The sequence below is a fragment of the Desulfatiferula olefinivorans genome (assembly GCF_054657895.1).
In genome coordinates, this window is sequence record NZ_BAAHXV010000031.1 from 38,917 (window position 1) to 52,411 (window position 13,495).

Annotated in this window: 4 protein-coding genes; 3 read left to right on the top strand and 1 reads right to left on the bottom strand. The window is 58.0% G+C overall.

From position 1 onward, the window contains the following. Nucleotides 1-28 precede the first annotated feature (28 nt). The 3 genes from ACYQ11_RS17520 to ACYQ11_RS17530 all read left to right on the top strand — a co-directional run bounded on the left by ACYQ11_RS17520 (nucleotide 29) and on the right by ACYQ11_RS17530 (nucleotide 11,401). Nucleotides 29-8,356 (top strand): translocation/assembly module TamB domain-containing protein, encoded by an 8,328-nt coding sequence (locus ACYQ11_RS17520; RefSeq protein ID WP_459925107.1) that lies wholly within the window; start codon nucleotides 29-31, stop codon nucleotides 8,354-8,356. Between the two features lie 18 nt (nucleotides 8,357-8,374). Next, nucleotides 8,375-10,411 carry a fibronectin type III domain-containing protein gene (locus tag ACYQ11_RS17525; RefSeq protein WP_459925108.1) on the top strand — a complete coding sequence of 679 codons (2,037 nt, stop codon included), beginning with the start codon at nucleotides 8,375-8,377 and terminating at the stop codon, nucleotides 10,409-10,411. 411 nt (nucleotides 10,412-10,822) lie between these two features. Continuing rightward, the gene (locus ACYQ11_RS17530) at nucleotides 10,823-11,401 is read left to right on the top strand and encodes a manganese efflux pump MntP (RefSeq protein WP_459925109.1); all 579 of its coding nucleotides are present in this window, start codon (nucleotides 10,823-10,825) and stop codon (nucleotides 11,399-11,401) included. A 129-nt stretch (nucleotides 11,402-11,530) separates the two neighbouring features. Here the strand turns inward: ACYQ11_RS17530 and ACYQ11_RS17535 are convergent. Beyond that, nucleotides 11,531-13,495, bottom strand: a 1,965-nt coding sequence (locus tag ACYQ11_RS17535; protein ID WP_459925110.1) for a hypothetical protein, incomplete at its 5' end; no start/stop codon positions are given.

Genomic DNA, 13,495 nt, shown 5'->3' on the forward strand with positions numbered 1-13,495 from the left:
GTCTTAAAAACCTATATCGGGGGATGGTATGAACGACCGATGCAACCGTTGGGGCCTTCTTTTTTTTCTTTCGTGTCTTTTGCTTCTGTCCGGCGGGAAAAAGGTTTTTGCCTACGACGGCGAGGACCTGGGTTACATCGATGCCGTCACCGTCAACGGGCGTCACTTCGAGGATCTGGATGAGCACCAGATCGTGTTCTATCCCGAAGATCTGGTCAATGGCGAGGTGGTGATCCGGGGCCTGCTCGAGCAGGAGAAAAAGACGGTCCCGGTGGATTCCCTGGCCGTGGAGGTGACCTTCGACGGGGGCCGGTCCTGGCAGAAAGCCGACGGTCACGCCAGCTGGACCGTCCGGTTCAGACCCGAACTCGAACGGGAATACGCCTTTGCCGTTCGGGTGGTTCAGGCCGCGCCGGAAAAACCCGCGCCCGCTCCGGGCGAGGAGTTGTTCCGACTGGCCATCGGCCAGTTCACCCTCATCGCCAGGGCCGAGCTGAAAGACGGCCGTCTTTCCGGAACCGGCGTGATCAACCTGGGCTTTTTGAACAGCTATCTGCCCGAAGACCTGAAATCCCAAACTCATTTTGACGGATACACCGTTCCCGTCACATCCCCATCCGGTAAAAGTACCCTCGACCTGGGCCAGGGGCTTCCGGTCTCGTTCACCGGTTTGAAGCTGGACAAGAAAAAAGTCAGCATCATTGAAGGTGAAATCATCAAGGACGTGGCCTTTGATTTGGAATTGCTCAACCGTTCCGTCCTGAACATTCGTTCCCTGAAACTGACCCCCGCAGGTGCCGGCGTCTCGGGCCGGCTCACCTATTCGGGCGATATTTCTCTGCCCGCCATTCCGATCAATAATCTGGGTTTCACGTTGTCGGGCATCAAGGACACCCTGACCTATCGGCCCCGGCGACCCGTCAGCATTCCCCTGATCAACGGTCCTTATCTGACCACCTTGAATCTTAAACACATCTCCCTGGATGTGGACACCGCCGCCATGGCCGTAGCCCTTCGGGACATGGATCTGTCCCTGTCTTTTGGGGGCAGTTTCGGAGACGTGACATCCCAGGCCGTGTCCTTTCTCAATGGGGCCTATCAGTGGGGCAGTAAAGTCGCGGGAAACCCCGCAGCCACCCTGACCATCCCCGGCACGGGGATCACGGTTCAAGACATCGGCGGGACCATCGAAAACGGCTTCAGCGGCCTGACACTGACAGGAAAACTATCGATCCCCTCGTACGACGGGAATACCCTTGCCATCGATCTGGCCAAACTCACCGCCCTTAAACTCGATCACGGCGGCATCTCCACCCTCAAACCCATCGCCGTCCGAAACCTGAAGCAGTCCTTTTCCCTGGGAGGTTTCGAGGCCGGGGTGAACAGCCTGGCTCTGGAAATCAGAAACAACGCGGTGTCCGGAAGGCTGACCGGACAGATGGGCCTCAAACACCTGGCCAATGCCCGGCTGAATGTTCTGGCGGACATCGGCGGCCGGGGCCTTGAAAACATCAAAGCGGATATCACGGACGCCAAAAAAACCCTGTCCATTCCCTCGTTTGCCGATCTGACCCTGGCCTCGGCCGCCATCGGTTACTCTGCCCGGGGCGGCCTGTCCGTCTCCCTCGATGGGGACCTCACCCTCACCAACCCGGCCCTGTCCTCCCTTCGAAAGGATTTAAGCGGCACGGCTTTTCAAAAAGATCGCGATTACTATGCAAGCCTCGGAAAAACCACCGTGTCAACTGCGGTGGGCGGTCTTCACGGCAAAGCGGATTCAGCAGTGAAAAGCGCAAAAGGCAAGGCCTCCGCAGCCCTGGCCAAAGGGAAAGACGCCGCAGCCACCGGTGCGGATTTTGTGTTTCGTCAGCTTACAATAAGCAAAGATTCCATCCGGCTGCCCGACAATCTCTCCGGATGGCGAACCCTGGCCACGCCCTTGACCGCCAATCTGGAGGCCCTGAAGCTTTCGGCGGATGGATGGGGAATAGGCACCGATGCCAAAGGCTTGTGGGCCGGCATCAAAGGGTCGGTATCGACCTCGGGCACGGTGGCGTCGAGCGGTGCGGCCAGTGTTAAATTCTATACGGACGGCTCGTACAACCTCCTTGATTTTCAGGCCAATACCACCCTTACCATCGGCGAGTTCATGCTGTACACCGATGTAGCCCTGTCCGGCGGGTCGGTATCGGGCAGCGGACGGATCGTGTCGACCTTTGAACTGCCCTCCCTGCCGGCTGCGCTCAAGGACAGTCAGGGTCGATTGAGTCTGGATGTGCGTTTCTCGGATCTTGAGGTCAACCCCTCGACCCTGTCGGTACTGGCCGGTTCCATCGAGGTCCCGGTGGCGTTTACCCTGCCCTTTGACATGGCGGACATTCAGTTTTCAAAACTGACCTTTTCACCCCAATCCGCCCTGGCCGATGCCCGTGTGTTTTTAAAGGGCATGCCGGGCATCGAAGGGTTTGCCCTGTCCAACGTGGCCTTGTCTTCCGAGGGTTTCGGTGCCTCGGTATCATACAGACCGAGAAACCCGCTGGTATATACCTTTTTTGATGCCCCCTACACTCTGACGGCGGTGTTCAAAGGATTGGATCTTTCCTTCAGCACGGCGGATATGAGCTTCAACATCACCCGGCTCGATGCCTACCTGGAAACCGGGGAGGCCTTTGATTCCAACCGCTTTGACCTTGGCGTCAAAGACAAGCTCTTTGCCTGGGGAAGTGCGGCGACGCATCAGGCGGGTGAGGCCGTTCAGCAGGCCCGGCTCCGAATCCCCGGCGGCCTGTTTTTCATCGAAAATCCCGGAGGCTATCTGTCACTCCAGGATGCCGTGAGTGTCGACATCACCGGAAAAATTGTGATTCCGGGTTTTGATGATTTCTCGATCACCATTCCCGATGCCACCCCGCTGTCCATCTCAAAAAGCGGCATCAGCACCCAGGCCGAGATTGTGCTCGATCAACTGGCTCAAAAAATGTCTTTTGAAGGCTTTCCAGCCGCCCTCAAAACGTTTTCCCTCACCATCACCAAAAACATCGTCGAGGCCTCCTTTGCCTCGGATATCACCCTTGAAAAATTCGGCGGCATTGCCCTGGGGATTCAAGGGGTTCTCGGCAACCAGGGCATCCGGCGCATCTCCCTCGATTCGAAACTTCCCTCACTCAAAACCGCAATTGACGGCTTTGCCGACATTGAGCTTAAGAAACTCAGTGCCGGGTATGGCGAAGACGGGTTTTATTTTACGTTTGATTCGGATATCCGCATCACCAACACGGCGATTTCAGGGTTCACGGATGCTGTGGGCGTCACACCGGGAAGCCTTGCCGGACAGGCCCAGAATGTGATCCAGAACGGACGGGACACCGCCACTACGACGGTCAGTCAGGCCGGCTCCCAGGCCAGGAAGCTCGTCCTTGAAAACGTCAGCATCTACAAGGATTTCATTACCCTGCCCGATGCCGTCAAAGGCTGGCACGATCTGACTCCGGCCGTCTCCGGGTCCATTCAGGGGGTGAATCTTGCCCTCGAACAATGGGGCGCAGGCACCGAAGGCGACCGCCTGTGGGTGGGCGTGAAAGGCAGCGCGGGCGGTTCTACCGGCGGCGGCAAAACCGGTGCGAGCGCCGAGGCCACGGTCACGGCCCAGTTTTTCACCGACGGCAGTGTCCGGGTCCTTGACTTCGATGTCGCGGGCGTGTTCACCTTCGGTCCCTTCAAGCTGCTGACCAACGCCTCCGTGTCAGGCGGAAAACTGTCCGGCTCGGGAAATCTGATTACCGAAACAGCCCTCTCCGATGAGGCGATCGGCTATCTGCCCGATATGCTGATCGATCCCAAAACCAAAACCTTAAACGCCCTGGTATCCTTTCAGAATCTTGCCGTCAGCGAAGCGGAAAAGACGATTTCAGGCGGGCTGATCGCCCTGGAACAGCACTTCACGATGTCGGTGGACGACATTCTCCGCATGGACATCGCCAAACTGGGCTTTTCAACCGAGGGCATCAGCCTGGACGGGGTGATGGATCTCCCCACCATCGGGTCCATGGTCTCTGTCCCGAATTTCAATTTTAAAAACCTGAAACTGGGTTTGAACGGGTTTTCCGGCATCAGCACCCTGTCCACCACCTGGGAGACGCCCCTTCATGTTCCGATCATCGACAACCTGGGGATCGCGCTGAAACTGAGTTCCCTGGGCATCGCCATCAACTGGGACAAACCGGGGCTTGAAAAAGTCTCCTTTGCCGGGATTTCCGGTTACCTTGACTTCGGCACCCTGTTTGCGGAAACCGATGCCTTGAGAAACCAGGCCATGCGCTTTGTGAACAACGCCCTTGCCGTGGACATCCCGGAGCTCACACTCCCCGGCACCGATCTTTCCCTGAAATCGCTGACCGCAAAAATCGATATGTCCGGCAGTCTGCCCACAATCAGTTTTGATACGGCCAGCCTGAACCTGCCCTTTTATGACGAGGTCCTGACCATCGCGGGCAGCGGGCTTAAAATCGATACCTCGGGCCTGTCCGGGGTCTTTGCCATGAACACCCTGAACGGGGCCATGGCGCTTTCCAGTTTCGGCTTCAATGCCAATCTGAAATCCCTGTCCATCGAATTTTCGAATTCCATGATCTCAAGCGGCTCTTTCGATCTGGGCCTTACGGTCGATTCCTTCTTTGCCCTGGCCTTTGACGTGTCCGGCAGGCTGTCCATGGACGGCATCAGCGATATCCGTCTGGGCATGGACGCCTCGGCCATTCCCACGGTCAACGCCTACGGGATTGCCGATATTTCCCTGAATTCCCTGAACATCGGCTATGTGGAGGGCAGCGGGGTGTTTTTGAACCTGGAGCCGGTCATCGACATCACCTACGATGCCCTGGGCTCCCTCGACGCCTTTACCATGGACAACGTCAAGGTCTTCAAAAACCGGATTGAAACCGGCGGGGCCTCCATCTCCCAGAGCCTGGACAATATGAATTTCGACCTGGGTCCGGCCCAGGTGGCCCTCAAACGGGTGGGGCTGTCCATCTCGGACCGGGATCTTGAATTTTCGATCGGCGGCAACATCAAACTGGCGGATCTGTGCACCGCCGGTGCCGATATCACCCTCAACAAATCCGGTCTCAGCCTCGAAGGCATCGAGCTTGCTTATCAAAAACCCGGCATCAATCTGGGCGGGCTCCTCGAATGGTCCGACGGACGGTTCCGATCCGCCGTGAACATGGCCGTGGCCGAGGCGTTCAATTTTGACGGAGACATCACCATCGGCCGTGAAAAAACAGACACCACCGCCTTTTCCTACTGGCGGGTGGATATCAATTTCCCGGCGGCCATTCCTCTTGCCCCCCTGCCCCTTTCCATTTACAAAGCAGGGGGCGGTCTTGCCTATCACATGAAGGCCGTGACCGGGGAGGCGGCATCGAGCCCCGTCTCCTTCCGGCCCGATGCAAACACCAACTTCACCTTTGTGGCCAACACCCAGCTCGGCACCACCGTGGACAACGGGTTCTCCTGGCACGGGGATTTCAAACTGCTGGTGGATCCCTCCAATTTCCATATCCTGTTCAAGGGGGATTCCTATGTGATGTGCACCCGGGAAGAATCCCCGGCCAACCGGAAACTTTCCGCCCAGATCGAACTGGGCGCCTCGCCCATGCTCTTTCATCTGAGCGCCGCAGCCGTCTTGAGCGAAAAACGGGGGTCCGTGGAACTGTTCAGCGTGGCGGGCATGTTCGACATTCTTTTTTCACAAAATGACTGGCATATCCATGTAGGCACCAAGGAGAACAAGCTGTCCGTGTCCGCCATCAACCATATCTTCAGCGGCAGCGGCTACGTGATGATCGATTCGTCGGGCCTGATGCTGGGGGTGAGCAAGGAATTCGATGTCAGCGACTCCATTGCCTGTTTTTACGGCAGGCTCTACGGCGGTGCGTCCCTGGATCTGATGGCTAGTGTCCGGCCCTTTTTCATCGACGCCGAAGGCAAGATCTGGGTGGGCATCGAAGCCGGGGTCAAGGCTTTCGGGGAAAAATTCGAGATCATCAACGCCTACGGATCCCTGGACATGAAGATCCGCTGCCCCGATCCCACCTATGTCCGGGTCAAGGCCAAATTCAAATATTCCTTTCTGGACGGATGGGTCTCGGGTACTTATAAAATGACCTTCTGGCTTCCGGAAAAACCCGAAGAAGCCAAATCCGACCGGCTTTCCTTTCCGCTGATCAGCTTTTTATCACCGGAAAACAACGGATCGGACATTTCCCGCATCACCAAATTTGAACTGAACACCTCCCTGCCCATCGACGAGGTGGTCCGCCTGGACAACGGGAACAAATACGTTCTGCGCATCGTCGATTCCGTGGAGCCGGGCCAAAGCACCTTTGGACCCTTGAAACTCTACAAATACATCAATATCCATGACAATGCCAACGTGTACAACGCCCTGGCCGTGACCGATGCGAACGGGGCGCGCCTGCCCCGGGTCGTGGGCGGGGTGCTGGACGTGGATACCATCAAAATCCAGTCCTTTGATCAGCTCAAACGAAACCATACGTACACCCTCAAGGCCCAGGCCCATCTGATTCAACTGAACGACAAGGCCCGGCCCGGAAAAATCGATTTCTCGTCCACGGATCTGAAAACGGTCATCGCCCGGATCGAATACGAAGAGCCGCCCATCATCAACACCTTCAGGACAGCGGATGCGGCGGATCTTGCCACGGCCAGGGAAATCATCGAATCGGTTTATCCGAATTATGCAAGCTCGGTCATTTATCCGGACACCGAGGTGCGGGTCACCTACCGGGTTCCGGCCGGGGGCCAGGCCCTGTCACTGACCAACAAACATTATGTTCTGGATCCTTTGAAACGCGTGGCCGTCTCACCGTCCGCATGGAAACAGGGGCTGGGCACCACCGACGACATCATGGCCACCGAGCAATGGGTCAAATTCGTGAAACCCCAACAGCCCCTGAACCCGGTGGCGGTATGGATCGACCGGCAAACGGGCGAGCAACGGGAACCCGTTATCCTCAACGGGACCGAGGTCAATCCCTTTACCGTCACAGGCAGCCCCCTGGCCCTGAACACCACGACCGGCTCGGGTATGGTCAACGCCAATGCCGGAAGCCTGATCCAGAACACTCCGGGCATGGCCCCGTCTCCGACGTATACGGGAACCTCGGGTGCCGCTCTGTCCGGCGGAGGGTATCATCACCTTGATGAGAGGTATGAACGCAAAGAGCTGTCGTCCTATTATATTCAAATCAAAGATCCCGGTGATCAAGACATTGTCTACCAGAATAAATTTGAAGTCACGGCCCAGTCCGGCGGGGGCGGCAATTCAACCATCATCGGCACCATGGCCCAGGACAATTCCAGTGAAGGCAACGACCCCTTCAACATCGTGATGATCATCAACTCCTTGTACGGGGAAGACACACGGGCCCGTGAGGATTATGAGCAGCGGCTGGCGGAGTTTAAAGACGATCTCTTTGCCCGGTTCATGCGCCGGGAGTTCATCGCGGGCGGCCCCGACTGCATGGCCCAGGGCGGCGACCTGCCCCCGGAAAGCGCCCACTATTACGACGAAGACAGTGCGGATCACGCCCATCCCCAGCAGACCTGCGTTACGGGCGGATGCGGTTACGGGGGAACCTGCACCCACTGCTATCCGGCCGGATACACCTATGATTACGGCTATGCCCCGCCGCCGGAAAACAGCCTGCCGTATTTTGATGAAATGCTGGCCTGCCCGACCTTCTTGCGGGAATACGAGCTCTGGCTGATGAATCATCCTCAGCCCAGGGATTACAGCGCCTTTGGGGCGCCGGAAGACATCATGTTCTATTTCGACACCGAACAGCCCCTCAACTGGGACGCCCTCGATATGAAATTCGAGATCCGTTTCGGCGAGATATACAGTTACACCAACCAGCGATGGTTAAACATCGGAACCTATACATTCAACCGGGGAGACTATGCTATTTTAAGCCAGCCCGAGAGCCTCAACCATATTATCCGGCTTCCCATCGCCTCCATGATGCCGGCGGACAAGGCGCAGCAATATATCGGATTTGTCAACGAAAACGGCCGCGGCAATGACCAGTCCATGGGGTCGGCCACGGTGTCCCTCTGGTCCGTGGAGTCCTACCAGGCCGCAAACGGGTCCATTTCAACCCGTGCCGCAACCAATCTGAACACCTGGGAATTCACTCTGAAGAAAGGGAACACCGGGGAAGGATATCCCTGCCAGAGCTGTCAGTACTATGGGTATGGGGCATCCTATTGTACGGACACAATCTGTTATACCCGAACCGATCCCCATTTCGTTCTCGGAAATTCACACCACTAAGGAGCCAGGGAAAAAAGAATGACACGAAAACCTGCATATATAGAGTTTATGTCCGATCGCCGCCGGTTTCCGGCCCGGCTTGCAACGGTTGTTCTCGCCGTCACGATGCTGGCGTTCTCAAGCCCGGCCACGGCCAAAGACCACGCCGTATCCTTAAGGCTCAAGGCCAAATACGACGGTTCGCGCATTCTGTTTCGCTGGGCGCCGTCGGACATGAATACCCATTACACCTACACACTGTTTGCGCTCGCAGACGGCAAGGAAACACCCGTCGGCACCTATGGGAAGGTGGCCCTCGAACAGATTGCCGGGGATTACCCGAAGGAAACGGCGACCCTGATCACCGCGCTGTTGTATCCCCAGTCCCTTTACAAAACGGACACCGAAAAGCTCGAAGCCCTGAGTCAGAAAGACAACCAGAAAGGCATGGCCTTTTATCTGGCCGAACTGAAACCTGACGTGGCCAGGGTCCTTGGCCTCTGGGCCGAAGACACCTCTGTCCAGGCCGGGAAGACGTATGGCTATGTGCTCCGGGCCTATGAAAACGGCAAGGAAAAGGCCTCACAAACCGTATCGGTGTCAACGATGAAACCGGCTGAGATTCATCCGCCCACCGTCACCGCCCGGCGTTACGACTGGGGATGTGCCCTGCGCTGGACCCGGTACGACGCCTTCACCGCCTTCCATGTCTACCGGGGAACCGCAGAGCATCAGGACTTTGTAAAGATCACGCCATCACCGGTCAGCGTCAACGCCATCCGAAAAGACAGCGGCCTGGTGGAAACGCCCCCGTTTTTCTATTCGGACACCACCACGGAAAAAAGTAAGACCGCCTATTATTATAAGGTCACGGGCATCGATTCCTTTGGCGATGAGTCGCCCCTGTCGGCGGCTGCCTTTGCCATACGGGACGCCTCCTTAAGACCGGCCCCCCAGATGCCGGTGGGCCTTGATATCATCGAACCCTTTATCCGGGTCTCCTTTTCCATCGATTCGGCAAGCGGCATCACCGGGGTCAACGTCTACCGATCATCCCTTTACAACGGCCGGTACGAAAAACTCAATCAAGCTCCGATCACGTCGCCATCCTATATGGATCAGACCGCCTCATACGACGTGAATTACTTTTACTGCCATACGGCCGTCGATGCAAACGGCATGGAAAGCGTCATGTCCCTGCCCCAACTGGCCGTCCTTCGGGACCGGACCCCGCCCTCCGTCCCACGATCTCTGAATGCCGTGGCGGAAAAAGGGGCGGTTCATCTGTCCTGGCTGCCTGTCACCGATTCGGATTTTTCAGCCTATGAAGTTTACCGGGCCTCATCGCCGGACGCACCGGACTGGGCCATGCTGACGAAGGACGGGCAGACGGAGCCGCGCTTTACCGATACCATGAGCGCCCTTCTCGACAAAACGCCCTTTTATTACAAAGTGCTGGCCAAGGACAACCTGGCCAACCGAAGCGCGTTTTCAGACATCATAGAAATCACCCTCCCCGATGTCACCCCGCCCGTGCCTCCGGCCTGGATCGGGGGCAGCTCCGGAAAAAACGCGGTGATTCTGACATGGCAGGCCTCACCCACCCGGGATATCAAGGGGTATCGCCTGTACAGGGGCCGTGGAAACACGCGGGTCAAGGTGGCGGATCTGCCCAAAGAGGGGCTGACTTATACCGATCAGGTGTCGGCCGGTGAAACGGCCTGGTATTTTCTGAGCGCCGTGGATACCGGCGGCAACGAATCCGAGCTGTCCTCCGGCCTTGAGGTCAAACACGCCGATCGCGTCCCCGTGTCCCTGAAGGGTCTGACCGTCACGGCCACGGAAGAGGGGATCAGGATCGCCCTGAACCCCGCAGCCCCGGATTTCAGCGCCATGACCATCCGGCGCAGGCGTCCGGACCAGGGGACGTTCCGGACCATCGCCTCCAATCATAAGATGCCCGAGTATCTCGACAAATACGTGAATCCCCGCACGGCTTACGTTTATCGGATCACGGCCTACGACCGGTCGGGCAACGTGACGACCGGCCCGGATGTGGCGGTGACGTCGAAATAAAAGGGGACGGGGTGGACAGGGTAATCGTATGGTTCATATCCTTGAAGAAAAGCAAAAAACGGCCGTCGTGGGAATTTCAGCGGAGTGATCTCAGACCAATCCTGTCGACTTAAAGACGTCATCCGTGCGGGCAGGAAGTACACCGCGTGAGCACAGGACACCCTCGAAGGTTTAATCGCTCACAGAGGCACAGAGACACGGAGAAAAGCCTTAGCCTGCCACACGGCCCCGCTCATCGACATCCGGCGCATGCCGTTCACGTTTACGGTCACGAGCACGTTCACGATGCAGGAAGGCAACACGTGAACGAATAGGACATGCGATGGGCCTGGGGAGGCGGAGCGCCGTTATTGCAAATCACCGTCACTCGTTTTATAATCCCGCCTTTAATAACCGGAATCAGGAACGATCATGAGTTTTTTGAATATTCTGGCCCTGGCCGTGGCCCTGGCCATGGATGCCTTTGCGGTGGCCGTGGCCGGCGGCATTCAGCTCAAAAAAGTCAGTTTGCGGCAGACCTTCCGGCTGTCCTGGCATTTCGGCCTGTTTCAGGCCATGATGCCGGTCATCGGTTGGAGCCTGGGCATTCACGTGCTGGTGTGGATCGAAGCCTTCGATCACTGGGTGGCCTTCGGCCTGCTGGCCCTGGTGGGGGGAAAGATGCTGGTGGAGGCTTTTGCAGGCGACGATGACGCCGGCCCGCCCCCCAAAGACCCCACCCGGTCGGTCAAGCTGGTCGTGCTGTCCGTGGCCACCAGCATCGACGCCCTGGCCATCGGCTTCACCCTGTCGGTCCTGAACGTGTCCATCGTCCTTCCCGCCCTGGTTATCGGCATCGTGGCGGCGGTGTTCACCGCCCTTGGCATGCACCTGGGCGCCCGGCTGGGCAGCCTGAGCGCCCTGAGCCGCTGGACCGAAGTCCTGGGCGGCCTGGTCCTTCTGGCCATCGGGCTCAATATTCTTCATGAACACGGAGTGTTTGCGTTTTAAAAAAATGCCTCCGGCGGCCCTGCCGGGGGCCCGCCTTTTGAAAAGGCGGACAAACGGGTTTCAGGTTTTTACGGAAGCCTCGGGCAACGAATCGGCCTCCGTCCACTCTGTCCACAGCGTCCACACCTATCAATACGGGCCGTTGTTCTGGAATCCGTAATCCCTGAACACCTCCTCGATCAGCCGTCCGTCCTTCGACGCATCCACGGCCGTGGCCATGTCCTGAAGCAGGCTGGCCAGCGTCGACCAGAGGGGGCGCGGTTCCGTAACAATGTCATCGGTCAGGAAGGCGTGCAGATCGCTCATAATCCCTTCGGCGCCTTCATTGGTGCTCATGGCGTCCAGCAGGTAGGGGATCATGCCGTTGGTGCCGCAGGCGTTGGTTTCGGCGAGCATGTCTGCATTGACGGAAAGGGCCGCGCGGTAGTTTTCGCCGGTATCGTCTTTGATCAGGTCATGGATGGCGGGCAGACGGACTTTGAAGATGGTGAAGAGATCGTCAAATCCGGTTTCGCCCTGAACCTGCCAGCGCCCGGCGTCCGTGTCGTAGCGGGTGAACAGCTTGCCCAGGGTGTAAACCAGACCTTTCACCTGCGCCTCACTGTAGCGGGTCTCGCGGGCGAAGATGTCGTCCTGCATGCCGATGAACGACTCCACCAGGCTGTAGTCGCTCGACGGATGCAGCAGGTCTTCAAGCAGGTCCATGGTGTCGTGGAAATCCGCCCAGTTCTCCAACTCCTGTTCGGCCACGTAGTTCACCAGGCCGTAGCCGTCGTCGCCTTCAAAGCCGATCAGCCGGTCCAGCCCCACATCCAGCACGATGTCTTCATCACGAACATCCGTAAAACCGGTATAAAAGCCGTGGTCATCGGCCCCGGTGCCCACGGCGAACATCCAGTCGGGGAAGGGCACCTGTTTTGTGGCGGCGGGGGCGCGGTTGATTTCGGTCATCCGGCCTTCGGTGAACCGCACGGCCCCCAGGATCTGCTCCAGGGCGCTGTACAGGTCGTTGGAATCGTTGGCCTCGCTCATCAGGACCTTGAACAGGTTGGTCACGGTTCGGGTGCCGGTCAGTACCGGAAGAATGCCGTCCATGCGTTTGCCCTCGGAAAGCGGGGCCGTCATATCGCTGTCGATCAGCACATTGAAAAGGGTCCTCATCTGACGCGGCTGGTAATGGAGCCATTCGTCATCGGTGCCGTCCCAGCGGACCGTGCCGCCGAACCCGATGCTGGGCCGCAGGTAGGGCTCGCCGTTCCAGGTTTCGCCGTTGGGAGCGGTCTGGACCCTCAATTTCCAGCATTGTTTCGGATTGGTGCCGTCGGCCGTGTCGCTGTAGTAGATCAGGGGCTTGAGCAGGGGCGCCAGATTGTTGGTCATACTGACAATGCCGTTTTTCAGGGAATTCCGGTCGTAGTCCGGCCAGGTGACCCGGTGTGTGTCGATGGCCTGGAGCAGGGCGATGAAAATCGGGGCCACGGCGTTCCGGTTCTGCCAGGCCGCGTCGCCCACCTCAAATTCCCGGGAGCCCAGATCGATCCCGCCGATGCCGTTGTTGACGGGAAAGGCCAGGCGATAAAGGGCCGGAAGGTTCTTGCCGACGATGGCCGGGGTGGCGTGACCCTTTCCAAGGGTGCTGTTGTAGACGGAGGCTGAATTTACGGCTGCGGACGCCAGGGCGGTCATGTCGACCTTGACTTCCACCCGGTAATCGCCGGGGATGTCGGACGCCCCGTCGGTTCCTTTTTTGGCCCAGACATGATTGTCCTCGAAGATTCTCATGTTGGCCAGACCGGACCAGCCGTGGGCTTCCAAAATCATGAACACCGAACCAAAACCCAGGATCGAAAGATCGAGACTTTGGGGAATGATCAAGACCATTTTCTTTTCCGTGTAAACCCATTGGTAATTCCGGAAAAACGCTTCCTCGGGACTTTCGCAGGCCCGCATGTGGGTGGGGTCGTCTTCGGGGATCAGCTCATGGTAGGTCAGACGCCGTGCCGGGTCTCCCACGGCAAGGGTCACGGTGTTCAGATTGCCGCTGCTGTTATCGACGGTCCGCCTGATGACGCTTATCCCGTCGGTTCGGTAATA

Bases quoted from the DNA above. Each gene is read 5' to 3' on its own strand.
- ACYQ11_RS17520 (WP_459925107.1), top strand. From the start codon at position 29: ATGAACGACCGATGCAACCGTTGGGGCCTTCTTTTTTTTCTTTCGTGT.
- ACYQ11_RS17525 (WP_459925108.1), top strand. From the start codon at position 8,375: ATGACACGAAAACCTGCATATATAGAGTTTATGTCCGATCGCCGCCGG.
- ACYQ11_RS17530 (WP_459925109.1), top strand. From the start codon at position 10,823: ATGAGTTTTTTGAATATTCTGGCCCTGGCCGTGGCCCTGGCCATGGAT.